The sequence below is a fragment of the Sphingomonas parapaucimobilis NBRC 15100 genome, from assembly GCF_000787715.1.
In the GTDB taxonomy this organism is placed as follows: Bacteria; Pseudomonadota; Alphaproteobacteria; order Sphingomonadales; family Sphingomonadaceae; genus Sphingomonas; species Sphingomonas parapaucimobilis.
This window is the reverse complement of sequence record NZ_BBPI01000059.1, coordinates 17,144-40,837: the sequence shown is the minus strand read 5'-3', so window position 1 is coordinate 40,837 and position 23,694 is coordinate 17,144. Positions and strand designations below refer to the sequence as shown.

Here is a 23,694-nt window from a genome sequence, read left to right as displayed (position 1 = left end):
TTCGACTCCAGCCAGCACGCTGGCAAGCTCGGCTAACCCTCTCCCCTGTCCAGGGGAGAGGGGAAAGAAGGACGTTACACCATCCGCTCGCGCACCACCCGTTCCAGCACGTCGAGCGGCATCGCGCCCAGCGTCAGGACGCGGTGAAAAGCCTTGGAGTCCCATTTCGTGCCCGCCTTGGCCTTGGCTTCGTCGCGCAGCCGGGTCCATACGGTGTGCCCGATCTTGTAGCTGCACGCCTGCCCCGGCCAGACGGTGTAGCGGTCGATCTCCCCCTGGCTGCGGCCACGCGCGATGCCGGTGGTGGCGATCAGATAGTCGGTCGCCTTCTCGCGACTCCAGCGCTTGGCGTGCATCCCCGAATCGACGACGAGCCGGGTGGCACGGAACAGCAAGGATTGCAGATAGCCCACCTGCCCCAGCGGATTGCCCTCATACATCCCCATCTCGTCGGCGAGCTGCTCAGAGTAGAGCGCCCAGCCCTCCGAATAGCCCGAATAGAAGCCGCGCCTGCGGATCAGCGGAATGTCCTGGCTCTCCAGCGCGGACATGACCTGCAGGTGATGGCCGGGCACCGCCTCATGATAGGTCAGCGTCGCCAGCCCGAATTTGGGCCGGTCGAACGTATCGCGCAGGTTGATGAAGTAGATGGCGGGCCGCGACCCGTCGAGCGACGCCGATTGGTAATAACCGCCGGGAGCGCCCGCCTGGATCGCCTCGGGCACGCGGCGGATTTCGACCGGCGCCTTGGGCAGGACGGCGAACTGTTCGGGCAGACGCCGGGTCATGGCGGCGACCTGTGCGCGCAACTGCTCCAGCAGCGCTTCACGCCCCGGATCGGTGTTGGGGAACAGCTGGTCCGGCCGCTTGTTAAGCGCGACCAGCCGCTCGCCGACGCTGCCCTGCGCCATGCCTTGCGCCTTCAGGATGGTGTCGATCCTCGCCCCGATCTCCGCCACCTGCGCCAGTCCGAGCCGGTGAATCTCGTCGCCGGTCATCTCGGTCGTCGTCGCGGCGGCCGCCGCGGCGGTATAATAGGCCTCGCCATCCGGCAGCCGCCAGACGCCTGCATCATGGACCGCGCGGCCGCGCAATTCGGTGACGAGCGCACGTTGCCGATCGAGAGCGGGGAAAACCCGCTCGGCCATCAGCCGCGCAACCGCCTGCGCGCGGTCGGGCGGCAGGTTGGCGGCCTTCAACTTGGCGGCGAGATCGACCGCCGGGCCCGTTCCTTCGGCGGGCTTGTCGCGGACCGCTGCCAGCTGTTTCAGCGTGGTGTCGAGGATATAGTCGGGCGCGAAGACGCCCTTGGCCGCATCCTCGCGCTGGCGCTCGGTCTCGGCATCGATCGCCGGACCGAACGCCGCGACCCGCGCGACATAGGCGTCGGCATCGGCGGCGTTGGTGACGCGGTGCTGGTTGCCCAGGAAATCGGGCACGTCCCGGTAAGCCCCCGACAGCTGGCTGAGCACATAGGGGGCATAGCGGCCCGCGCTCGCCCCATAGGAAAAGCGCTCGCCCGCGATCATCCGGTCGAGGCTGTAGGCCAGGATGTCGTAATCCAGTCGCGCGCCCTCGCCCAGCGCATCGCGCGGGATGGTGGCGAGTTGCGCACGTTCCTGCCGCGCGCGCGCGAACTGGCGCATCTCGCCCGCCCGCGACGCATCGCTCAACCGCGCCTTCAGGCCAGCGCGCGGGCCGGTGTCAAGGCCCAGCGAGGTCGCCTGCTCCGGACTGTCGTCCAGCCGCGCATAGAAGAAACGGTCGAGCATCGCCCGCAACTCGGCATCACGCGGCCCCGTCCCTCGGGAAACCTTGGCCCAGGACGGCGTGGCGGCGGCCGCCGCAGCGAGGCTGGCGAAGGCGAGGAACTGGCGACGCTGCATGAACACTCCCGGATCATTTCTGGCTTCGCGGATCAGGCTAAGCCGTTGATCCGGGCGTGCAAAGAGATTTGTCCGCGTCCCTAGCGATAGCGTCCCATCACGACCTTCAGCACGACCGGCCGGTCGATCAGGTTGATGCCGTAGTCGGTCTGGTCGCCGTTCCACAGCCGGTCCATCACCCAGCGCCCCTCGGTGAAATGCCCCTCCTCGACCCGGACGATCATGGCCTTGGGATCGGGGGTCACGGGCTCGAAGCGGACGCGGACATGGTTGCCGGTCATCAGATATTCGTCGCGCGACAGCTGGACGACCGCCATGCCGCCGACCGGCTCGGCCTTCCAAGGCGCGGGTTCGGACTTGAGCCAGCTCCAGCTTTTCTCGCCGAACTGCCACTGGCCGAACTCCGCCCGGATCCGCCAGTCGCCCAGCACCGCCTCCCGGTCGCTGCCGTCATCGGGCTTGGCGGTGCCCCAGCTCGGATGTTCGAACGCCGCCTTCGCCCAGTCGCGCATCACGCCGCCCAGCGCCGCATAGGGCCCGGCAAAGGCATCCAGCGTGGCGTTGTCCAGCGCCCTGGCCCCCAGGGGATAGTTGAAGAAGCCGGTGTCATCCATGCCGAACGGCGCAAAGCCGATCGCGCCGTGGCCCAGCGCCTCGTAGAAATAACGCGCGAACTCGCGGGCATTGCCGATCTCGGGCACCAGCAGCGGATTGTCGGGCCGGGCATAGGCTTTCATGTAAGCGGCCACATTCGCGCTCGCCCGGTCGTAAATGTCGGGCGCTTCCGCATCGATCGAGGGCGCGGCGACCTTCCAGATGTCGAGCACGTCCTGCTGCGGCCCGCCGCTCGCCACGCCGTCGGGATCGGGCACGTTGGACGGCCCCGCCAGCGCCGCGTTGACGTACATGGGCAGCGGCTTCACCGCCTTGCCCGCCGCGACGATCTCTTCGATGTAGCGCGCCGTATACCAGGTGTTGAACGCACGGTCGGCCTGCGCCCCGAACACCGCCGCCCAGGTGCCGCGCGGCTTGCCGAGCCTGCGGGTCAGCGCCTCCGGCACGACTCCGTCGAACAGCGTCTGCGCCGCCGCCGAATAGTCGCGCGGGTTGCGATAGCTGCCCACTTCATTCTCGGGCTGGACCATGATGACCGTGTTCTGCGGATCATGCTCCTTGAGGTACGTCATCAGCCGGACGAAGGCGCGCTTGTCCGCCTCCAGCGTGGTGCGCGCCATCGGGGTCAGCGCATAATGATCCTGCCCTGCCTTCGTCTTCATCCGGGGAAAGCGGCGATTGTCGAGCTTGACCCAGTCGGGCGTGTAGCCGGGCGAGGTGTTCTTCCAGGTCGCGAACCACAGCAGCACAACGCGCTTGTCATGCGCGCGCGCCTGATCGAGCAAGGTCTGGACGAAGCCGAAGTCGAAACGCCCCTCGTCCGGCTCGATCTGTTGCCAGGCGACGGGAATTTCGATCGTATTGGCGTGGATGCGGTCCAGCACCGGCCAGACCTGCGGCAGCGCGGAGGCATAGTTGCTGGAGTTGTTGACCTGCGCCCCCAGCATCAGGAAGGGGAGACCATCGACCATCAGCGCGTGGCGGCCGTTTTTGCCGACGATCTGCGGCACCGGTGTCCTCTGCGGCACCGGCGTCGTCTGCGCCACCAGCGGGCTGGCCAGCCCCAGTGCCAAGACGGCGAACCCCTTTGCCAGGCGCATCACGTCCCCTCCTTTTTCGCGATGATTGGCCTCAGGCTGTGCAACGGACGGTGCGCCCGATCAACGCCTATCGAACCGGCGCCTCACGCGGCCAGCCCGCGATCTGCCGATACGGTGTCAGGCGGACATGGCATCGGCGCGGCCAAGCGATAATCGTCCGCCAGCCGGGCGAGGTCCATGACGGTGAAGTCGCGGTCATAGCGCCCCACATCCTCCTCCTCCTGCTCACGCCAGTCGCCGATGTCCGCCATGCGGACCGGCCGACACGCGACGAGTCCGATCCAATGGGCCAGCAGGACGTCCAGCTCGCGCAGACCGTTCGCCGTCACCCGCGCCCGGACATGGCGATGCCGGGCGGACAAGGCGCATGCCTCCACCGCCCAGAGCGGCGCGATCCGCCTCTCCAGCACGTCGATGCCGGTCATCAGCGCCCGATGCGCCCGGTCCCGCTCCGCCGTGTTCGCCCTCATCGGCCGCCCATTCGGCGGTGCCAGTACCAGCGTCGCAGCCAACGGCCCAGCAACCGGGCGATCAAGCGCCCGTGCCCTGAAGACAGGAGAAATGGTTCACTGGGGACGGCTCCTTCGCAACAAGCGGGAGCACAAGGGTCTCTCAGCCGCCAGTGCTTGCGGTCGTCAAACCGGCGATAGGCGATGCTATCACGCCCGGCGGGCGGCGTCTTCGGATTTCTGGCGCGCCCGATGCGCCCCGGTGGCGAGCGCGACAATTTCTATCCCATGATATTTTAACCCGCCACCAAAACCCCTTACGTGCGTTATGAACAAAATGTCAGCCAGCGGTGTACGCACCAGCGGCCGGACAGGGGTCTGGACAGGGTGCAAGGGAGCCGGGACATTGGCGGACAGCAGTGAATTTACCGTGTCGCGACGCGGCGTGATCGTCGGAGGCGCGGCCACCGCGATGGCCGCTTCCGCCCCGGCCGAGGCGCAGAACCAGAGGAGCACCATGCCCGCCGATCCCCCCGCCATGCCCGTGACGCTGACGGTCAACGGCAAGGCCCGCAGCCTGTCGCTCGACCCGCGCACGACGTTGCTCGATACGCTTCGCGAGCATCTGCACCTGACCGGCACCAAGAAGGGCTGCGACCATGGCCAGTGCGGCGCATGCACCGTGCTGGTCAATGGCGAGCGGATCAACAGCTGCCTCTCCCTTGCACTTCAGCATGAGGGCGACAGCATCACCACCATCGAGGGGCTGGGTACGCCCGGGAAGCTCCACCCGATGCAGGCCGCTTTCGTGCGTCATGACGGCTATCAGTGCGGATACTGCACGCCGGGCCAGATCTGCTCGGCGGTGGCGGTGCTCGACGAGATCAAGCGCGGCGTGCCCAGCCATGTCCAGGCCGACCTGACCGCCAGGCCCCAGAACTCCGGCATCGAGATGCGCGAGCGGATGAGCGGCAATATCTGCCGCTGCGGGGCATATTCCAACATCGCCGATGCAATGGCTGAGGTCGCGGGAGCCAAGTCATGAAGCCCTTCACCTACGAACGTGCAAAAGACGCCGTTGCGGCGGCACGCGCCGCGACGACGCCCGGCGCCAAGTTCCTCGCAGGCGGCACCAACCTGCTCGACCTGATGAAGATCGAGGTCGAGACGCCGACCCATCTGATCGACGTGCAGGAGCTGAAGCTCGACCGGATCGAGAAGACCAGGGAAGGTGGCCTGCGCATCGGCGCGTTCGTCACCAATACCGCACTGGCCGCCGACGAGCGCGTGCGGCGCGACTATGGCGTCCTGTCCCGCGCCATCGTGGCGGGGGCCAGCGGACAGCTGCGCAACAAGGCGACGACGGCGGGCAATCTGCTCCAGCGGACGCGCTGTCCCTATTTCTACGACACCAACATGGCCTGCAACAAACGCAGGCCCGGCAGCGGGTGCAGCGCGATCGGCGGCTATTCGCGCCAGCTCGCCATTGTCGGCGCCAGCAACGACTGTATCGCGACCAACCCCAGCGACATGAACGTCGCGATGCGGGTGCTGGACGCGGTGGTCGAGACGGTGAACCCCGAAGGAAAGACGCGCGCCATTCCGATCGCTGACTTCCACCGCCTGCCCGGCAACACGCCGCATATCGAAACCGCGCTCCAGCCGGGCGAGCTGATCACCGCCGTCACCCTGCCCCGCCCGGTCGGCGGCACCCATATCTATGAGAAGGTGCGTGATCGCGCCTCCTATGCCTTTGCGCTCGTCTCGGTCGCGGCGATCGTCCAGAAGGACGGCTCGGGCCGCGTCGCGGTCGGTGGTGTCGCGCACAAGCCCTGGCGGGTCGAAGCGGCCGAGGCTGCCATGCCGCAAGGGGCCAAGGCGGTGACGGCGACGCTGCTCGCCGATGCCCGCCCGACCAAGGACAACGAATATAAGGTGCCGCTCGTCGAACGGACGCTGGCGGCCGCCATCAGCCAGGTGAGGACCGCATGAAATTCACCGAACCAGCCGGCGCCAACCCCATCGACCGCATGACCGTGGTCGGTCGTCCGCAGGACCGTATCGACGGCCCGCGCAAGACCACCGGCACCGCGCCCTATGCCTATGAACGCCATGCCGAGGCTCCGAACGCCGCCTATAGCTGGATCATCGGCGCGGCCATCGCCAAGGGCCGCATCCGGTCGATGAACCTCGACGACGCACGCGGCGCACCGGGCGTGCTGGGCATCGTCACCGCCGCCGAGGCGGGCAAGCTGAACAAGGGCAATTTCAACACGGCCAAGCTGCTCGGCGGGCCGGAGATCGACCATTATCACCAGGCCGTCGCCATCGTCGTCGCCGAGAGCTTCGAGCAGGCGCGCGCCGCCGCCGGGCTGGTACGGATCGACTATGACCGCGCCAAGGGCCAGTTCGATCTGGACGAGGCGCTGAAGGGCGCGCCGCTGGCGGGTGGCGAAGAGGGCAAGCCCGGCAAGGAAGATCGGACCGGCTCGTTCGAAAGCGCTTTCGACGCCGCGCCGGTGAAGCTCGACGCCGAATACACCACCCCCGACCACAGCCATGCGATGATGGAGCCCTTCGCCTCACTGGCGATCTGGGAGGGGGACCAGCTGACCGTCTGGACGTCGAACCAGATGATTGCGTGGGGCCGCGGCGACCTCGCCAAGACGCTGGGGATGCCCAAGGAGAAGGTCCGACTGATCTCGCCTTATGTCGGTGGCGGTTTCGGTGGGAAGCTGTTCCTTCGCGCCGACGCCGTCATGGCGGCGCTGGGCGCGAAGGCGGTCGGGCGGCCGGTCAAGGTCGCGATGCAGCGGCCGTTGATGGCCAATAACGCGACTCACCGTCCCGCGACGACCCAGCGCATCCGCATCGGGGCGACCAAGGACGGCGCGATCCAGGCGATCGCGCATGAAAGCGGATCGGGCGACCAGCCCGGTGGCGGTCCCGAGACGGCGGTCAACCAGACCAAGCTGCTCTATGCCGGTCCCAACCGCCTGACCGCGATGCGGCTGGCGGTGCTGAACCTGCCGGAGGGCAATGCGATGCGCGCCCCGGGCGAGGCGCCGGGCATGATGGCGCTGGAAATCGCGATGGACGAGATGGCGGAGAAACTGGGCATGGACCCGGTCGCCTTCCGCGTGAAGAACGATACCCAGGTCGATCCCGAAAAGCCCGATCGCCGCTTCTCGCAGCGCCAACTCGTCCGCTGCCTGGAAGAAGGCGCACAGCGTTTCGGCTGGGCGCAGCGCAATGCCAGGCCCGCCCAGGTCCGCGATGGACGCTGGCTGGTCGGCATGGGCGTCGCCGCCGCCTTCCGCAATCACATGAACATGAAGTCGGGCGCGCGGGTCACGCTGAACAAGGATGGCCGGGTCGTGGTCGAGACCGACATGACCGATATCGGCACCGGCAGCTACACGATCATCGCCCAGACCGCCGCCGAGATGATGGGCGTGCCGATGGACGCGGTCGATGTCCGGCTGGGCGACAGCGACTATCCGGTATCGGCCGGATCGGGCGGCCAGTTCGGCGCGGCCAATGCGACGGCGGGCGTCTATGCCGCCTGCGTGAAACTGCGCGAGGCGGTGGCGCAACGGCTGGGGTTCAACTCGGCCGACCTGACCTTCGCCGATGGTCGGGTGACGGGCGGCAACCGATCGGTCGCCCTTCGCGATGCCGCATCCTCGGCTCCGCTGACCGCCGAGGACCGGATCGAGTTCGGAACGCTCGACAAGACCTATCAGCTGTCGACCTTCGGCGCGCATTTCGTTGAGGTCGGCGTCGATGCCTATACCGGCGTCACGCGGCTCCGCCGGATGCTGGCGGTTTGTGCGGCGGGGCGCATCCTGAACCCCAAGGCGGCGCGCAGCCAGATGATCGGCGCGATGACCATGGGCGTCGGCTCGGCGTTGATGGAGGAACTGGCGGTCGACAAGCGCTTCGGCTTCTTCGTCAACCATGACCTGGCGGGCTATGAAGTGCCGGTCCATGCCGACATCCCGCATCAGGAAGTGATCTTCCTGGAGGAAGCGGACGACAAGGCCAATCCGATGAAGGCCAAGGGTGTCGGCGAACTGGGCCTGTGCGGCGTCGGCGCGGCGGTGGCGAATGCGGTCTACAACGCCACCGGCGTGCGGATCAGGGACTATCCGCTGACGCTGGAAAAGCATCTGGACCGCCTGCCCGCGATCGCCTGATGCGTTTTCCGTCCCTTTCCCTGGACGGGAGAGAGGGAGGGGTCAGCGAGCGCCCAGCCGCATAGAGTATAAAGGCCTGAAACAAACCCACCCCTCCCCTTCAGGGGAGGGGCCGGGGGTGGGGCGCTTCCGCAAGCGTGGCGTTCGTGGAAAGGCCTCACCCCAACCCCTCCCCTGGAGGGAGGGGCTCACACTGCCACCATGTAATGCCGTCTTGCCCTAACCCCGCATCGCCGCGACCAGTTCGTCATGGCTCGGCAGGTCCGCCACGGCGCGGTCGCCGAACATCTGGAGCTTGCGGAACAGCCGCTCCGCCTCGCCGGACGCGCGCGTCGGCCTCGCATCGCCATCGGCAAAGCCCATGCCATAGAGGATGTACTGATAGTTGAAATGGGCGAAGCTCTCGACATCCAGCGTGAAGTCGAACCGCCCCGGCGGCCTATAGCGCCATTGCTCCAGCAGATCCCGTAGCCGGTCGGAGATCGTTCCCGCCGCGCCATTGTCATGCCAGAACGGCTCGTCCCGGCTGCTCAGGCAGTAATGCAGCTTCAGAAAGTCGACGATCGTCCGATACCGCGCGGTCATCAGCGCATTGAAGCGTGCGGCGGGGGCAGCGATCGGCCCGCGATGCGGAAACAGCTCGGCCAGCATGGCGACCGCCGCCTCGATCAGGACGATGCCGGTCGATTCCAGCGGCTCCAGAAAGCCTCCGGCCAGTCCGATCGCCACGCAATTGCCGATCCACGGCCGCTGGCGATAACCCGGCTCGAAGGTCAGCAGCCGCGGCTCCAGCCTGTCCGGATCACGCTCCAGATAGGCGGCGAGCGTCGCCAGCGCGGCCTCGTCATCCATATGGGCGTCGGAATAGACCGTGCCGATCCCCCGCCCCTCGGCCAGTCCGATGTCCCAGGTCCACCCGGCCCGATGCGCGCTGGCGATGGTCATGGTCGGCAGGGCGTGCCCGCGCGTCGCATCATAGGGCAGGCGGCAGGCGAGCGCGCGATTGGTGAACAGCTGGTCGCGCACCGACGCCAGAGGCTCCCCCAGCGCACCGGAGATCAGTTCGGCCCGCTGTCCGGTGCAGTCGACATAGAGGTCGGCGGTCATCATGCCCTGACGGTCGGTCATGACATGCGCGATCAGTCCATCCGCGCCGACCACCGCGCCCGTCAGCCTGCCCTCCAGATGCCCCACGCCCAGGCCCATGGCACAATCGGCCAGCAGCGCGACCAGCCGATGCGCATCGAAATGATAGGCATAGCTGAGCGGCCCGTCGAACGCCCCTTCCCCCGCCTGTTTCGGTCCCCGCCCGGCGGCGGCGACGCGGTGCTGGATCGTCACCGCTTCGGCAAAGGGCGCACGGGCCGCCGGGTCCTGCGCCAGCCAGTGCGCGACCAGGTCGACACCGTCCGCCTGGAAGGGCGGCTCGAACGGGTGGACATAGCGATGGCGCCTGCCCCCGTCCGGGGCGTGCCGCCAGTCGTCGAAGCGGATGCCCTGCTTGAAGGTCGCACCCGCCGCGCGGACGAATTGCGCCTCGTCGATCCCCAGGAAGCGCAGGGTCGAGCGCATCGTGGGAAACGCCCCCTCGCCCACGCCGATGGCGCCGATGGCCGGGTCCTCCAGCAGGGTGATGCGGGTTTCCGGCCCCAGGAAGCGCGCAAGATAGGCCGCAGTCAGCCAGCCCGCCGTGCCGCCGCCGACGATCAGGATCGACCTGGCCTGCCCCTCCACCACCCTCACATCCTCACGAACAGGTTGCGGAACCATTGCGAGCCGCCCTTCGTCGCCTGCCGCCAGTCCTCGCCCATATCGTCGGGCACGAAACCCCAGGGGCAGAACAGCTTCGGCCGCCCGGCCTTATAGGCCGCGACGTGCCGCGTGACGAGGGTCAGGCCATGGACCAGCGCCGTCGCCACCAGCAGGGCGTCGCGGGTCTGCGCATAGGCCAGCCCCGCCGACCGCCGCACCACCGCGACATCGACCGGCAGGATGCGTCCCTCGAAGGCAGGCAGGACCTGCGCCGCGATCCAGTCGTCGGCGTCCTTGTCTTGCTGAAGGTCGAGCAGCGTCACCGCCGACAGGAACAGTTCGTGACGCGGCACGCCCGTGGCCCAGTCGACCAGCCCCGGATCGGCCTGTCCCCGCCGCGCGCCGCGCAACGCGGTCACGACATCGGCATCGAGCAGATACATCAGCGCGTCCGGTCCCAGTCGCGCGGCGGCGGAACCTCGCCGGGCACCGCATCGGGTTGGGCGAGCAAGTCGACGATCGTCTCGGTCTGGCGCGCCAATTGGCGGAACGCCTCGACGCCCAGCAGGACATGGGTGGGCCGTCCGCGATCGGTGATGAACACCGGCTCGATTCGGGCCAGCCGCTTGGCGCGGCTGACATCCTGGTTGAACTCGCGGCTGGTCAGCGTCTTCATCCGCCCCTCGAATATGTAGGTATGTACCTACCTTGTAGCGGTAACGACACAGTTTGCCAGTGACCCGGTACAATCGCGTCCCATCCGATGAAATCCCGTTGCAACGCGCCGCGACTTGGCGTCGCTATCGCTTGCGCCGGACCGCGCAAGGCCGGGCGCGAGGGGGGATGCCAAGACCGATGAACGACGCGATCGACAGTTTCCGGAAGACCTTTGGCGGCATCCTGGCACCGCATGGCCCGGCCAGCGCCGGGGCGGCCGCCACCTATGTTCCCGGCGATTACAGCATCCATTTCTTCCTGCAGCTGGCGGTGATCCTGCTCGCCTGTCGCGTCGTCAGCTGGGCCGGACAGCGGTTCCTGGGCCAGCCGCCGGTCGTGGGCGAGATGATCGCCGGAGTCGTGCTCGGCCCCTCGCTGCTCGGCCTGTTCTTTCCCGACCTGCAGGCGGCGATCTTTCCCAAGGAAACCCGCAACGTCCTTTATGCGGGGGCACAGCTGGGCGTGGCGCTGTACATGTTCCTGGTCGGGCTGACGCTCCGCCTCGATCACTTCCGGTCCAAGGCGCGCAGCGCGATGGCGGTGTCGGCCTCGGGCGTGATCGCACCGTTCCTGATCGCCGTGGCGATCACCCCCCTGCTGCTGAAGGTGCCCGGCCTGTTCACCGCCGGAATCAGCCAGGCCAATGCCACGCTGTTCATGGGCGCATGCATCGCGCTGACCGCCTTTCCGATGCTGGCGCGGATCATCAACGAGCGGGGGCTGGCGGACAGCCCGCTCGGCACGCTGTCGCTGGCGGCCGGGGCGTTCGACGATGCCGCGTCCTGGTGCGTGCTGGCGATCGTGCTGGCGACCTTTGGCGGCGGCAGCGGGGTGGCGATCCTCGCGATCGGCGGAGCCTTTGTCTATGTCGGCTTCCTGATCCTGTTCGGCCGCCGCCTGCTCGCGCCGCTGGGCCGGGCGGTCGAGGCGCGGGGTGAGATGAGCACGACCGTGCTGGCGATCACGCTGATGGCCTTTTGCCTGTCCGCCTTCATCATGGACGCGATCGGGGTGCATGGTATTTTCGGCGGCTTCATCCTGGGTGTCTTCATGCCGCGTGGGACTTTCGTCGCCGAGTTGAAGAAGAAGGTCGAGCCGCTGGCCGTTGTCCTGCTGCTGCCCATGTTCTTCACCTATTCGGGGCTGAACACGCGGATGGACATGGTCAATTCGCTGCCGTTGCTGCTGATCGCGCTCGGCATCCTGGCCGCGTCGATCGCCGCCAAGTTCGGTGCCTGCTATCTGGCGGCGCGGGCTTGCGGCGAGGACAATCGCACCGCCATGGGGATCGGCGCGCTGATGAACTCACGCGGGCTGATGGAACTGATCATCATCAATATCGGGCTGCAAAAGGGTATTATCGGCCCCACCCTGTTCTCGATGCTGGTGCTGATGGCGATCGTGACCACGATGATGGCCAGTCCGCTGTTCGAATATGTCTATGGCCGTCGGGCGCGGGTGTTGGGCGAGATGGAGACGCTGAACGGCGCCGCCGCCTGACCCGGCTCTTCACCGTCCTCTTTGGCAGGCACGAAAAGGGCGGTCCCGGGGCCGCCCTTTTTGCTTCTCCGATCGGTCCGCTCGGCGCTCACCGCATCGATCGAGCGCAATACCCCGCGGGTCGAGCAGGCCGCCGACGAAGCGGGCCGGGTCCAGCCGCGCCACACGTCGCAGGAGGAACGCTCCTTCTGTCGCTCTCATATCCGTGGATTACATGTGAGCGGTAAACACCACAGCGCCACATCGCACCTCGGACCGCTTGCCACAACCATCTGCTCCGCCAAAGCTGATCCGGACTAAAGCGCTATTTTTTCGTTGTTTAATCGAAAGATCTGACACAGATTGCGGACAAGGCGAGCGTGGAAACCGCGCCGCCCCGCGTTTTGGACAAGGCATAGGGCCGGTACAGTTCGTCGCCTTGTCCTCGATCGAAAATGATAGCGCTATCTATATTGAGGAGGGGTTATGCTGAAACACATAGGTGTCGCCTTGCTGGCGTCGGCGAGCATCATGGCGGCCTGCGCCGTCCAGGCACAGGTAACGACGCAGGGCACGGCACCGGCACTGTCCGTCACCCCCGCCGAGACGCTGGAGCGGCAGGGCCTGACCGTGATGGTCGACCAGAATCAGTTCAGCCCCATCTTCTTCGACGAGAAGAATGCCGGTATCCAGATCGTCCTGCACGGCGAGAGGATCGCCACCGATGGCGCAGTGCGCCTCAATCCCACGCCCGAGCAATGGGACCCCGTCCCCGCCTTTGTCAGCCGAGCACGCGGGACCGAGCCCAACCAGATCGTCGTTCGCTCGACCTATAAGGACCAGAATCTCGCCTATCGAGTGAAGGTGACGGCGGAGGGAGACGGCTTTCGCATCGCGGTCGACCTCGACCAGCCGCTGCCCGCCGCGCTTGCGGGCAAGGCGGGGTTCAACCTCGATTTCCTGCCGACCAGCTATTTCGGCAAGACCTATCTGATGGACACCGCGCCCGGCCTGTTCCCGCGCCATCCCACCGGCCCGATGGCCAGGGACGGATCAGGCGATCCGACACCTCTGGCCGCGGGGGGCAAGTCGATCACCCTGTCGCCCGAAGACCCGCTGACCCGCGTGACGATCACCTCGGATGCGGGCGGGCTGGCGCTCTATGATGCGCGCAACCGGGCGCAGAATGGCTGGTTCGTCGTCCGCTCGCTGATCGCGGCGGGGGCGAAGGAGAATGCCGTCGTCTGGCATGTCCGTCCCAATGTCGTGAAGGACTGGGTGCGTCCGCCGGTCGTCTCGTTCAACCAGGCGGGCTATACGCCCGGCCGCGCCAAGGTCGCCCTGATCGAAACCGATCCGCACGGAACCGCACCGGGCGAGGCGGAACTGGTTCGGCTGGCCGCAGACGGTACGCGCCAGTCGGTGCTGCGTGCCGCCATTGCCCCGCGCGGACGCTGGATGCGGTACAATTACGCCGCCTTCGACTTCTCCCAGGTCCGCGAGCCGGGCATCTATGCCATCGCCTATGGCGGTCAGGTGACGAACCCGTTCCGTATCGCCGCCGATGCCTATGACCGTATCTGGCAGACCTCGCTCGACACCTTCATCGCCGAGCAGATGGACCATGTCGGCATCCGCGAGCAGTACCGGGTCTGGTCCGCGCCCTCGCATCTCGACGATGCCCGCCAGGCGCCGCCCAACCATGTCCATTTCGACGGGTACAAGATGGGGCCGAACCTCGATTCACCGTTCAAGCCGGGCGAGCATATCCCCGGCCTGAATGTCGGCGGCTTCCAGGATGCGGGCGATTACGACATCCAGACGCCGCAGAATGCCCAGGTGGTCCGGGACCTCGCCTGGGGTCGCGAACTCTATGGCCTGGACTGGGACGAGACGAGCGTGGACGAGGCCGCCCGCGCGGTCGAGATCCGCAAGCCCGACGGCAAGCAGGACGCGTTGCAGCAGATCCGCCACGGCGTCCTGCAACTGCTCGCCCAATATAAGGTGTTCGGCCATGCCATCGTCGGCATCATCGATCCGGTGCAGCGCCAATATGCCCATCTGGGCGATGCCGGGTCGCAGACCGACAATCTGACCTACGACGCATCGCTCGGGGTCAGCGAGGGCAAGGGCGGGTCGTCGGGGGCGCAGGACGATCGCTGGGCCTTCACCACCGACCTGCCCGCCAACAATCTGGCGGTCGCAGGGGCTCTCGCCGCCGCCTCCCGCGCGCTGGCGGACAGCGATCCGACGATGGCGGCCGAGGCCTGGGACGCGGCCAAGGTGCTGTGGGGACGCTATCAGAAGGGGCCGATCAAATCGGGTGACGGACGCGACGATTCCGGTACGCCCTGGTCGGCGGACGGCGCCAATGTCGGCGCGACCGTCGAGATGCTGATCGCCAGCAAGGGCGAGCGCATCTACGCCGACCGCCTGCGCGCGCTGATGCCCGTCATCACCAGGAATTTCGACTGGGTCCGCGCTCCGGCGGTGCGCGCCATTCCGTTCATGGATGCCGGATACCGTGCCGCGCTGGTCCCGCTGGTCCGCCAGAGCAAGGCCAAGATGGATGCGGAAGCCGCCAGGAACCCCTTCGGCGTACCGATCAGCGAAGGCGGCTGGGCCGGATCGCATCAGGTCGTCGAGTTCGGCTCGACCGCCTTCCTGATGCACAAGGCGTTCCCGGAGATCATCGGCACCGACTATACGCTGAACGCCATCGACTATGTGCTGGGGCGGCATCCGGCCAACAACCTGTCGCTCGTCTCGACTGTGGGCACCGCGTCCAAGCTGATCGGCTATGGCCACAACCGCGCCGATTACGGCTTCATCCCCGGCGGCGTGGTGCCGGGTGTGCTGATCGTGAAGCCCGACTTCCCCGAGCTGAAGACCGAATGGCCGTTCCTGTGGTTCGAGAACGAATACACGGTCGCGACCACCTCCGCCTATATCCTGGCCGCCAATGCCGCGATCGAGGCGACGAAGGAGCATCGCTGAAGCCTTTTGCGGGGCGGGCGGATCGGCCTGCCCCGCATCAGATGAATTTCATGTCATCTTCGCAACGACAATTGACTGCCAAGGCAATCATTGCCATGGCAGCGATATGACATTCCCTACGCCTGATCCCTTCGACCCCGAACGCTCGGTCGGGTATCTGACCAAGCGCGTGTATCAGCTTGCCCGCATCGGCCTGGAGCCGGTCTTCGCCGATGAAGAAGTCACCCATGTCCAATGGAGCGCGCTGATGGCGCTGCACCATGGCGTGGGCGGCACGGCGGCCGAGCTGGCACGCCACCTGTGCCATGATACCGGCGCGACGACGCGGATCGTCGACACGCTGGAGGAGCGCGGCCTGATCGAACGCTGCCGCTGTACCGAGGATCGCCGTGTCGTGCGCCTGTCGCTGACCGAGGCGGGGCGCGAAGTCACCGCGCGGTGCAAGGTCAAGGTCGTCGCGCAGTGGAACGAGTGGCTGGCCGACTGGTCGCCCGAGGAGATCGAACGCTTCGTCGGCGACCTGCTGCGCCTGCGTAACAAGCTGGAGACGGTGGCATGAAGCGCTTCGCCTTTCTGACCGGGTTGCTGTTGGCGGGCTGTTCCGTGCCTCAGGCGCATCCCGCCATCACGGCCACCCCACCCGAGAAATTGGGTCTGGCCGATGCGCAGGCCCCGCTGGTCGCCGCCGACTGGTGGCGGGGCTTGGGCGATGCGCAGCTCGACCGGATCATCGGCGACGCACTGAGCGGCAATCCCTCGCTCGGCATCGCGCTGGCGCGCTTGCGGCAGGCGGAGTCGGTATTGGCCACACGCCGCGCCGATGACGGCCCTTCGGTGACGCTGGACGCGCAGGAACAATATAACCGGCTGTCGGGCCGCTACATCATCCCGCCGCCCTATGCGGGCACGACCCAGTGGCTGGGCCAGGCGCAGGCCAATCTGAACTGGACCATCGACCTGTTCGGGCGACAGGCCGCCGCGATCGAGGCCGCCCGCGCCTCGACCCGCGCGGCGGCGCTGGACGTGACGGCGGCGCGCCTCGCGCTGGCAGGTTCGGTCGCGCAGACCTATGTCGAACTGGCCCGGGCCGAACGGCAGGCTGCGATCGCACGCCAGACCATCGCGACCCGCACCCGCTCGCTGGGTCTGATACAGACACGCATACGGCACCAGCTGGCCAGCCAGATCGACGCGTCGGGCGCACAGACGCTGCTCGCCCAGGCGCGGGTCGCCTTGGCGCGGGCCGAGACGCAGGCAGCGCTGTCGCGCAATGCGCTGGCGGCGCTGGCCGGGCGAGGGCTGGATTATCCCGCGACCATCGCACCGACGAAGCTCGCCTTCGATGCCGCGCTGCCCATCCCCGCGACCGTGCCCGCCGACCTGCTGTCACGGCGGCCCGACATCGCCGCCGCGCTCGCCCGGATCGATGCCGCGGGCAAGGGGCAGGAGGTCGCGCGAAAGGCGTTCCTGCCCAATATCAACCTGACCGCGCTGGCCGGTTTCCAGGCGGTGGGCCTCGGCAATCTGTTCACCGCCGATGCGGGAGCGGCGGCGGCGGGTCCGGCGATCCATCTGCCGATCTTCGACAGCGGACGGCTGCGCGCCGGGCTGGCGGGGGCGACCGCCGCGCTCGATCTGGCAACCGCCGACTATAACAACCGCGTCGTCGGCGCGGTACGTGAGGCGGCCGATGCGGTCACGCGCAGCCGCACCATCGCCACGGAGCGAGCACGCCAGGCCGAGGTGACTCGCGGCCTGTCAGAAACCCGCCGCCTGAACGCGATCCGCGTGTCGAGCGGGCTGCAATCGCAACTCGGCCTGATCGATCCCGACATCCGCCAGCTGGAGTCGGATCAGGCCGACGCCAATCTCGCCGCCGACGCGGTCCAGGCGCGTATCGCGCTGGCCGTCGCCCTTGGGGGCGGTTTCTCTTCTTCTTCGCAGGGTATCACGCAATGAGCGACACCGAAGCCGCCCCCTCCCCCGCCGCTCCCACGACGCAAGCCCCGAGCGGCGGCAAGCCCAAGGCCCGCCGCATGGGCCTGACCATCCTGGCGATCGTCGTCGTCCTCGCCGCGATCGTCTGGGCAGTGTTCCACTTCCTGCTCGCCAAGCCCGAGGAAGAAACCGACGACGCCTATGTCGCGGGTGACGTGGTGGCGATCACCGCGCGCGATCCGGGGCAGGTACTGGCCATCCATGCCGACAACACCCAGACGGTGAAGGCGGGCCAGCCGCTGATCGACCTCGATCCGGCGACCGCCGATGTCGGCCTGGCCTCCGCCGCCGCCGAGCTGGCGCGTGCGGTGCGCGCGACTCGCGCCGACTTCACCAAGGTCAACCAGAGCAGCGCCGCCATCGTCCAGGCCCAGGCCGAACTGACCCGCGCCCGCGCCGACTATGCCCGCCGTCAGGGCGCCGCGGCCGAGGGTGCGGTGTCGGGCGAGGAACTGTCCCACGCCGCCGATGCGGTGAAGGTCGCCAATGCAAACCTCGCCCTTGCCCGCGCCCAGGCGGCGCAGGCGCGGACCGCCGTGCAGGGTACCGATGTCGACACCAACCCTGCCGTGATGGCCGCCATCGCCGCCTATCGCCGCGCCGCCATCACGCGCAGCCATATGCACGTCGTCGCGCCGATCAGCGGCGTCGTCGCCCAGCGCACGGTACAGGTCGGGCAGCAGGTCGCGGCGGGCACGCCGTTGATGGCGGTGGTGCCGCTCGACCGGCTGTGGGTCGATGCCAATTTCCGCGAGACCCAGCTCAAGGACCTGCGCATCGGCCAGCCCGCGACGATCACTGCCGACATCTATGGCGGCAAGACCGTCTATCACGGCAAGGTCATCGGCCTGGGTGCGGGCAGCGGCAACGCCTTCGCACTGCTGCCGCCGCAGAACGCCAGCGGCAACTGGATCAAGATCGTCCAGCGCGTGCCGGTGCGCATCGGGCTGAACGCCAATGAGCTGCGCCAGAATCCCCTGCGGGTCGGCCTGTCGGCGACCGTGACGGTCGATACCGCCGACCAGCGCGGGCCGCGCATCGGCTCCGCCGCGACCCAGGTGGACAGCACCCGCGGCACCGATGGCAAGGACCCGGCGATCGAGGCGCGCATCGCACAGATCATCGCGGCCAATCGCTGATGGCCGGGGCTCCCGCTCAGGCGGGTGCGGGACAAGGCCCCGCCCCGCTGAAAGGCCCGGCGCTGGCGCTCGTCGCCTTCGCGCTGGCGCTGGGCACCTTCATGCAGGTGCTCGATTCGACCATCGCCAACGTCTCGCTGCCCACCATCGCGGGCAATCTGGGCGTCAGCTCGGACAACTCGACCTGGGTCGTCACCGCCTTTGCCGTCGCGAACGGCGTGGCGGTGCCGCTGACCGGCTGGCTGATGGGCAAGTTCGGGGTGGTGCGGACCTTCTGCGTCTCGGTCTTCCTGTTCACCATCGCGTCCTTCCTGTGCGGCATCGCGTGGAACCTGTCCTCGCTGATCGGCTTCCGCATCCTTCAGGGCGCGGTGTCGGGGCCGATGATCCCCGGCAGCCAGGCGCTGCTGATCTCGATCTTCCCGCCGCAGAAGCGGTCGACCGCGCTCGGCATCTGGTCGATGACGACGCTGGTCGCGCCGATCATGGGGCCGATCCTGGGCGGATACATCTCCGACAATTATCACTGGAGCTGGATCTTCCTCATCAACGTCCCCGTCGGCCTGTTCTGTGCGGGCGTGTGCTGGCGCGGGCTGTCGAGCCGCGAGACGCCGACGCGCAACCTGCCGATCGACAAGGTGGGCCTTATCATGCTGGTCGTCTGGGTCGGCGCGCTTCAGATGATGCTGGACTTGGGCAAGAATGACGACTGGTTCCATTCGACCCGGATCGTCGTCATGACGGTGATCGCGATCGTCGGCTTCATCGCCTGGCTGATCTGGGAGCTGACCGACGCCAATCCGGCGGTCGACCTGTCGCTGTTCAAGGGGCGCAATTTCAGCATCGGGACGCTGGCCTTTTGTCTCGGCTATGCCGTGTTCTTCGCCAACACGCTGCTGCTGCCGCTCTGGCTCCAGACGCAGCTGGGCTATACCGCGACCTGGGCGGGCCTCGTCGCCGCGCCCAGCGGGGCGGTGGCGGTGGTGCTGACCCCCGTCGTCGCGCGCCTGTCGGGCAAGGTCGATGCGCGGATCATGGCGACCATCGCCTTTGCTGCTTTCGGCGTCTCCTACTGGATGCGCTCGGGGCTGAACACGCAGGCGAGCTTCAGCGACTTCGTGCTGCCGCTGATGGTGCAGGGCATCGCGATGAGCACCTTCTTCCTCGCCATGCTGACCATCGCCCTGGACGGCGTGCCGCAGGCGCGGATTCCGTCGGCGACCGGCATCTCCAACTTCGCGCGCATCACGGCGGGCAGCTTCGCCGCCTCGCTGACCACGACCATGTGGGATCGACGCGAAGCGATGCACCAGGCGCATCTGTCCGAGGCGATCGGCCAAGGCCCGGTATGGCAGATGGCGAAGAACGGCCTGGGTCATCTGGGCTTCACCGACGTACAGGCCGCCGCCGCCGTGACGCGGCAGATGGTGGGGCAGGCCTATCTGCTCGCCTCGACCGACATCTTCTATGTGTCGGCCTGGCTGTGCATCGTGCTGGCCGCACTGACCTGGTTCACCCGGCGGCCCAAGCCGCATGACGGCCCGATCGCGGCGGATTGATGAACAATCCTCCCCGATTCGGGGAGGTGGCAGCGCTCCAGCGCTGACGGAGGGGGGCTTCCGCAAGAGATGTCCCCGGTGGAAAGCCCCCTCCACCATGCTGCGCATGGTCCCCCTCCCCGTGCCGGGGAGGATTTGCTACGCTCCCCGAAAAGGGAGACGGATGATGTTGAAAACGCTGATGATGATGGCGCTGGTCGCGGTGGCGCAGGCACCGTCCGACCCGCATCTGCCGCCCAAGGTGGTCGACAGCATCGCTCCCACCTTGCCCGCCGGATTGCCGCGCGGCGTGCTGATCGTCTCCAAGACCAACGGCTGGCGGCATTTCGAGCATATCCCGCATTCCAACGCGGTCTTGGCCGACATCGCCAAGGGCCTGCACCACCCCAGCTTCACCACCGAAAACGCCGCCGTCTTCAACGACGACCAGCTTTCCCGTTTCTCGGTCGTGGTCCTCAACAGCGCCAGCGGCGATTTCCTGTCACCCGAGCAGCAGGCCGCCTTCGCCCGCTTCGTCGCGCGCGGTGGGGGCGTGGTGGCGCTTCATGCGGCAGGCGACAACAGCCACAAGGCCCCCTGGTATGTCGAGACGATCATCGGCACGACCTTCACCGGCCATCCGAATGGCGAAGACCATATCCAGCCCGCCCGTATGGAGATCGTGCAGCCCCGCCATCCGATCATGGCCGGGGTCAAGACGCCGTGGACGCCCCGCGACGAATGGTACAGCTTCGACAGCAACCCCGCGACGCGCGGCATGACCATCCTGGCGCAGGTGGACGAAGCCAGCTATCGCCCTGGCGAGACGCTGCGCATGGGCGCGGCGCATCCCGTCATGTGGATCAACCCACGCAGCAAGGGCCGGGTCTTCTACTCCGCGCTGGGGCATGAGCCGCAGCTGTATGACGATCCCAATTACCGCCGCATCCTGACCAACGCGGTACGCTGGGCAGCGGGAAAGTGATCAGCACTCGACGACGTTGACCGCCAGGCCGCCGAGGCTGGTTTCCTTGTACTGCGACTTCATGTCCTCGCCGGTCTGGCGCATCGTCTCGATCACCTGGTCCAGGCTGACGATGTGCTTGCCGTCGCCGTGCAGCGCCAGATAGGCCGCGTTGATCGCCTTGATCGCGCCCATCGTGTTGCGCTCGATGCAGGGGATCTGGACCAAGCCGCCGATCGGGTCGCAGGTCAGGCCCAGATTATGCTCCATGCCGATCTCGGCCGCATTCTCGACCTGCGCGGGCGAGCCGCCCAGCGCCGCCGCCAGCCCCGCCGCCGCCATCGAGCAAGCGACGCCGACCTCGCCCTGACAGCCCATTTCGGCCGCCGAGATGGAGGCGCGCTTCTTGTACAGCATCCCCACCGCCGCCGCCGTCAGCAGCAGGGTGCGGACCCCGTCGCGCGTCGCGCCGTGGACGAAGGTCTCATAATAACGCAGCACCGCCGGGATCACGCCCGCCGCGCCATTGGTCGGCGCGGTCACGACCCGGCCGCCCGCCGCATTCTCCTCATTCACCGCCAGCGCCCAGAGACTGACCCACTCGAACACCAGGCTGGGGTCGGTGCGCGGTCCCCGGTCGAGCAGCTTCTGCCGGATCGCCTGCGCGCGCCGCTGGACCTTCAGCCCGCCGGGCAGGATACCCGACGCCGCACAGCCCCGCTCGATCGAGGCGCACATGGCGTCGCGCACCCGGTCGAGAAACGCGTCGGTGTCGCCATCTTCGCGCCATGCGGCTTCGTTGGCGCGGACGATCTGGGCGATGGAAAGGCCCGTTTCGCCGGTGCGTTCCAGCAGTTCCGCGCCCGAGGCAAAGGGATGCGCCAGCCGCCGGTTGTTCCGCATCGGCTCGGCGCCCTCCATGCGGATCGCACCGCCACCGATCGAATAGAAGCGGCGGACCACCGAACTGCCATCGGGCAGGAAGGCGGTGAAGACCATGCCGTTGGGATGCGCGGGCAAAAAGCCCGGCCGAAAGAGCAGATCCTGCTCGGGATCGAACGGAAGCTCATGGCGTCCGTCGAGCATCAGCTGCCGCGTCTCGTGGATCTTTGCGAGCAAGCCATCAATGGCGTCCGGGTCGACCCGTTCCGGCGTCTCGCCCGCCAGACCCAGCAGCACCGCCCTGTCGCTATGGTGCCCGCGTCCGGTCAGCGAGAGCGAGCCGAACAACTCGGCCTGCACCCGGTCGGGGACCAGGCCGGTGTCGAGCATCTCGACCGCAAACGCCTTGGCCGCGCGCATCGGACCGACGGTGTGCGAGCTGGAAGGGCCGATGCCGATCGTGAACAGCTCGGTCACGCTGACCGCGGCGATGCTGTCCTCGCTGCGTGGTGTGCCGACGGGAATGGCGGAGAGCGTCAAGATCGTTCCAATTGTTACGGCTTTTGCCTCGTCTAGCGCACTCGCCATGCACTGACCAGCCGATGGAACGGATCAGGCGGTCATCGGGGCCAGTATGTCGAACGCCTCACGCGTCAATGGCGTCTGGAAATGACACCCCGCGGCAAAGTCGGACGCCCACACGATCTTGGCCTCGATCTCGCCGACATGGGGCAGGCGCAACCAGATTTTCAGGCCGCGCCGCAATTCGGTATAGGTCTGAAGCCGCGCGCCGCTGATCGAAATGTCCGTCACCCGGCATAGCGCTCGGTCGAGCCCGCCGCGCCCCATTTCGGTGTCCAGCGCAGTCGCCGTGCGCGGGGAGCGACGGCGATTGGCAAATTCGGCAGGTTCGAATTCAGCGGCGAACATGGGGCCAGTCTAAACACCGCTGGTTAACAGACTGCAAACCTATTTCCGGCTCGCTTCCTCCCATAGACGCAAAAAACCCGGCGCTTCATGGGAAGCACCGGGTCCTTCGATCGTCCGGCGATGAGGCCGGAAGCGATTACTTGCGGAGCGTGAGACCGCCGCCGAAACGCTTGTTGAAGCGCGCGACCTGACCGCCGGTGTCCAGCATGGTGCCGCGGCCGCCGGTCCAGGCGGGGTGCGCCAGCGGATCGATGTCCAGCTGCATCGTGTCGCCTTCCTTGCCCCAGGTGGAGCGGGTTTCGAACACGGTGCCGTCGGTCATCTGCACCTTGATCATGTGATAGTCGGGATGCGTATCGGTCTTCATGATATTGCTCCGGAAAATGGCTGGTTCCGACCAGCCTTCAAGCTCAAGGCGCGGCCCATAGCGGACCGCGCTCCGTTAGTCAAAAGCCCGTGACGGTCGCTTATGCCCCAGCTTAGAGTTGAAAGCGATCAGCATTGCACGGTTTTAGCCCCTCCCCTTCAGAGGAGGGGTGAGCAGAGTTGATCGTTTTCGACTCTAAGCTTCTGCGGGCGGATCGGCGATCATCGCGGTGAAATTGGCTTCCGCCACGACGACGCCGTCGATCTTGGCGACCCCAGCGAACTTGCAGACGCGGGTGCGCTTCGACACGAACTCGACCTCCAGGTGCAGAAGCACGCCCGGCTCGACGGGCTTGCGGAACTTCACGCCGTCGATCGACATGAAATAGACCAGCTTGCCCGAATTCGCGAGGCCCAGGCTTTCCACGCCCAGGACACCGGCGGCCTGCGCCAGCGCCTCGACGATCAACACGCCCGGCATGATCGGACGGCCGGGATAATGGCCCTGGAAAAAGGCCTCGTTGATCGTCACCGCCTTTACCGCGCGGATCGACGTGTCGAGGACCAGTTCCTCGACACGATCGACCAGCAGCATCGGGTAACGGTGCGGGATCGCCGCCATGACCCGCGTCACGTCCATCGGGCCGATGACGGTCTTCGCCTCTTCGTTCACGACGTCGCTC

At 67.2% G+C, this 23,694-nt stretch carries 20 protein-coding genes; 10 read left to right on the top strand and 10 right to left on the bottom strand.

The features are described 5' to 3' along the window. Positions 1-74: 74 nt before the first annotated feature. The 3 genes from SP5_RS09885 to SP5_RS09875 all read right to left on the bottom strand — a co-directional run bounded on the left by SP5_RS09885 (position 75) and on the right by SP5_RS09875 (position 4,113). Positions 75-1,886, bottom strand: a complete 1,812-nt coding sequence (locus tag SP5_RS09885) for a DUF885 domain-containing protein (protein ID WP_042487756.1) — start codon at positions 1,884-1,886, stop codon at positions 75-77. An 80-nt stretch (positions 1,887-1,966) separates the two neighbouring features. Beyond that, entirely contained in the window at positions 1,967-3,601 is a 1,635-nt protein-coding gene (locus SP5_RS09880; RefSeq protein WP_042487753.1) for a DUF5597 domain-containing protein, read from the bottom strand. An 83-nt stretch (positions 3,602-3,684) separates the two neighbouring features. After that, positions 3,685-4,113: a hypothetical protein gene (locus tag SP5_RS09875; RefSeq protein WP_042487751.1), complete on the bottom strand. Its 429-nt coding sequence runs from the start codon at positions 4,111-4,113 to the stop codon at positions 3,685-3,687. Between the two features lie 343 nt (positions 4,114-4,456). Here SP5_RS09875 and paoA point away from each other — a divergent pair, with 343 nt between their 5' ends. From paoA to paoC, 3 genes are read left to right on the top strand one after another with little or no spacing between them, the layout of a single operon-like run. Beyond that, positions 4,457-5,095, top strand: a complete 639-nt coding sequence (gene paoA, locus SP5_RS09870) for an aldehyde dehydrogenase iron-sulfur subunit PaoA (RefSeq protein WP_042487748.1) — start codon at positions 4,457-4,459, stop codon at positions 5,093-5,095. After that, positions 5,092-6,042: an FAD binding domain-containing protein gene (locus SP5_RS09865; RefSeq protein ID WP_042487745.1), complete on the top strand. Its 951-nt coding sequence runs from the start codon at positions 5,092-5,094 to the stop codon at positions 6,040-6,042. Before paoA ends, SP5_RS09865 begins: the two co-directional genes overlap by 4 nt. Continuing rightward, positions 6,039-8,249, top strand: coding sequence for an aldehyde oxidoreductase molybdenum-binding subunit PaoC (gene paoC / locus SP5_RS09860; RefSeq protein WP_042487742.1), 2,211 nt, complete (start codon positions 6,039-6,041; stop codon positions 8,247-8,249). The genes SP5_RS09865 and paoC overlap by 4 nt, the downstream gene beginning before the upstream one ends. Before the next feature lie 219 nt (positions 8,250-8,468). Here the strand turns inward: paoC and SP5_RS09855 are convergent, their stop codons facing one another. Genes SP5_RS09855 through SP5_RS09845 form a run of 3 tightly spaced genes read right to left on the bottom strand, consistent with a single transcriptional unit; the run spans position 8,469 to position 10,677 of the window. Continuing rightward, positions 8,469-10,019, bottom strand: coding sequence for a tryptophan halogenase family protein (locus SP5_RS09855; RefSeq protein WP_042487739.1), 1,551 nt, complete (start codon positions 10,017-10,019; stop codon positions 8,469-8,471). Continuing rightward, entirely contained in the window at positions 9,989-10,444 is a 456-nt protein-coding gene (locus SP5_RS09850) for a PIN domain-containing protein (RefSeq protein WP_042487735.1), read from the bottom strand. Before SP5_RS09850 ends, SP5_RS09855 begins: the two co-directional genes overlap by 31 nt. After that, entirely contained in the window at positions 10,444-10,677 is a 234-nt protein-coding gene (locus SP5_RS09845; protein ID WP_042487732.1) for a type II toxin-antitoxin system Phd/YefM family antitoxin, read from the bottom strand. Before SP5_RS09845 ends, SP5_RS09850 begins: the two co-directional genes overlap by 1 nt. Before the next feature lie 179 nt (positions 10,678-10,856). On the opposite strand from SP5_RS09845, the gene SP5_RS09840 reads away from it, so the two are divergent. From SP5_RS09840 to SP5_RS09810, 7 genes are all read left to right on the top strand, one after another. After that, positions 10,857-12,218, top strand: coding sequence for a cation:proton antiporter (locus SP5_RS09840; protein ID WP_042487729.1), 1,362 nt, complete (start codon positions 10,857-10,859; stop codon positions 12,216-12,218). A gap of 465 nt (positions 12,219-12,683) precedes the next feature. Next, positions 12,684-15,194 carry a glycoside hydrolase family 9 protein gene (locus SP5_RS09835; RefSeq protein WP_042487726.1) on the top strand — a complete coding sequence of 837 codons (2,511 nt, stop codon included), beginning with the start codon at positions 12,684-12,686 and terminating at the stop codon, positions 15,192-15,194. A gap of 106 nt (positions 15,195-15,300) precedes the next feature. Beyond that, positions 15,301-15,753 (top strand): MarR family winged helix-turn-helix transcriptional regulator, encoded by a 453-nt coding sequence (locus SP5_RS09830; protein WP_042487724.1) that lies wholly within the window; start codon positions 15,301-15,303, stop codon positions 15,751-15,753. Further along, positions 15,750-17,153 (top strand): efflux transporter outer membrane subunit, encoded by a 1,404-nt coding sequence (locus SP5_RS09825; protein WP_042487722.1) that lies wholly within the window; start codon positions 15,750-15,752, stop codon positions 17,151-17,153. The genes SP5_RS09830 and SP5_RS09825 overlap by 4 nt, the downstream gene beginning before the upstream one ends. After that, a complete protein-coding gene (locus SP5_RS09820) occupies positions 17,150-18,331 on the top strand; it encodes an HlyD family secretion protein (RefSeq protein WP_042487719.1) in 1,182 nt (393 codons plus the stop codon). Before SP5_RS09825 ends, SP5_RS09820 begins: the two co-directional genes overlap by 4 nt. Continuing rightward, complete coding sequence (locus SP5_RS09815) at positions 18,331-19,890, top strand: DHA2 family efflux MFS transporter permease subunit (protein WP_042487717.1); 1,560 nt, start codon at positions 18,331-18,333, stop codon at positions 19,888-19,890. The genes SP5_RS09820 and SP5_RS09815 overlap by 1 nt, the downstream gene beginning before the upstream one ends. Before the next feature lie 163 nt (positions 19,891-20,053). Further along, complete coding sequence (locus SP5_RS09810) at positions 20,054-20,854, top strand: ThuA domain-containing protein (RefSeq protein ID WP_042487714.1); 801 nt, start codon at positions 20,054-20,056, stop codon at positions 20,852-20,854. Here SP5_RS09810 and SP5_RS09805 read toward each other — a convergent pair whose 3' ends face one another. The 4 genes from SP5_RS09805 to fabZ form a co-directional block, all read right to left on the bottom strand. Further along, positions 20,855-22,255: an L-serine ammonia-lyase gene (locus tag SP5_RS09805; protein ID WP_084220638.1), complete on the bottom strand. Its 1,401-nt coding sequence runs from the start codon at positions 22,253-22,255 to the stop codon at positions 20,855-20,857. It lies immediately after the preceding gene. A gap of 72 nt (positions 22,256-22,327) precedes the next feature. Continuing rightward, entirely contained in the window at positions 22,328-22,645 is a 318-nt protein-coding gene (locus SP5_RS09800; protein ID WP_042487712.1) for a PilZ domain-containing protein, read from the bottom strand. Between the two features lie 136 nt (positions 22,646-22,781). After that, positions 22,782-23,012, bottom strand: coding sequence for a 50S ribosomal protein L31 (gene rpmE / locus SP5_RS09795; protein WP_042487709.1), 231 nt, complete (start codon positions 23,010-23,012; stop codon positions 22,782-22,784). Positions 23,013-23,207: 195 nt separating this feature from the next. Beyond that, a complete protein-coding gene (gene fabZ, locus SP5_RS09790; RefSeq protein WP_042487765.1) occupies positions 23,208-23,651 on the bottom strand; it encodes a 3-hydroxyacyl-ACP dehydratase FabZ in 444 nt (147 codons plus the stop codon). Between the last annotated feature and the right edge of the window lie 43 nt (positions 23,652-23,694).

Excerpts from the sequence above, each read along its gene's own strand:
- SP5_RS09885 (WP_042487756.1), bottom strand. The coding sequence starts at position 1,886 with ATGCAGCGTCGCCAGTTCCTCGCCTTCGCCAGCCTCGCTGCGGCGGCC.
- SP5_RS09880 (WP_042487753.1), bottom strand. The coding sequence starts at position 3,601 with ATGCGCCTGGCAAAGGGGTTCGCCGTCTTGGCACTGGGGCTGGCCAGC.
- SP5_RS09865 (WP_042487745.1), top strand. The coding sequence starts at position 5,092 with ATGAAGCCCTTCACCTACGAACGTGCAAAAGACGCCGTTGCGGCGGCA.
- paoC (WP_042487742.1), top strand. The coding sequence starts at position 6,039 with ATGAAATTCACCGAACCAGCCGGCGCCAACCCCATCGACCGCATGACC.
- SP5_RS09855 (WP_042487739.1), bottom strand. The coding sequence starts at position 10,019 with ATGGTTCCGCAACCTGTTCGTGAGGATGTGAGGGTGGTGGAGGGGCAG.
- SP5_RS09850 (WP_042487735.1), bottom strand. The coding sequence starts at position 10,444 with ATGTATCTGCTCGATGCCGATGTCGTGACCGCGTTGCGCGGCGCGCGG.
- SP5_RS09845 (WP_042487732.1), bottom strand. The coding sequence starts at position 10,677 with ATGAAGACGCTGACCAGCCGCGAGTTCAACCAGGATGTCAGCCGCGCC.
- SP5_RS09840 (WP_042487729.1), top strand. The coding sequence starts at position 10,857 with ATGAACGACGCGATCGACAGTTTCCGGAAGACCTTTGGCGGCATCCTG.
- SP5_RS09835 (WP_042487726.1), top strand. The coding sequence starts at position 12,684 with ATGCTGAAACACATAGGTGTCGCCTTGCTGGCGTCGGCGAGCATCATG.
- SP5_RS09830 (WP_042487724.1), top strand. The coding sequence starts at position 15,301 with ATGACATTCCCTACGCCTGATCCCTTCGACCCCGAACGCTCGGTCGGG.
- SP5_RS09825 (WP_042487722.1), top strand. The coding sequence starts at position 15,750 with ATGAAGCGCTTCGCCTTTCTGACCGGGTTGCTGTTGGCGGGCTGTTCC.
- SP5_RS09820 (WP_042487719.1), top strand. The coding sequence starts at position 17,150 with ATGAGCGACACCGAAGCCGCCCCCTCCCCCGCCGCTCCCACGACGCAA.
- SP5_RS09815 (WP_042487717.1), top strand. The coding sequence starts at position 18,331 with ATGGCCGGGGCTCCCGCTCAGGCGGGTGCGGGACAAGGCCCCGCCCCG.
- SP5_RS09810 (WP_042487714.1), top strand. The coding sequence starts at position 20,054 with ATGATGTTGAAAACGCTGATGATGATGGCGCTGGTCGCGGTGGCGCAG.
- SP5_RS09800 (WP_042487712.1), bottom strand. The coding sequence starts at position 22,645 with ATGTTCGCCGCTGAATTCGAACCTGCCGAATTTGCCAATCGCCGTCGC.
- rpmE (WP_042487709.1), bottom strand. The coding sequence starts at position 23,012 with ATGAAGACCGATACGCATCCCGACTATCACATGATCAAGGTGCAGATG.
- fabZ (WP_042487765.1), bottom strand. The coding sequence starts at position 23,651 with ATGGACGTGACGCGGGTCATGGCGGCGATCCCGCACCGTTACCCGATG.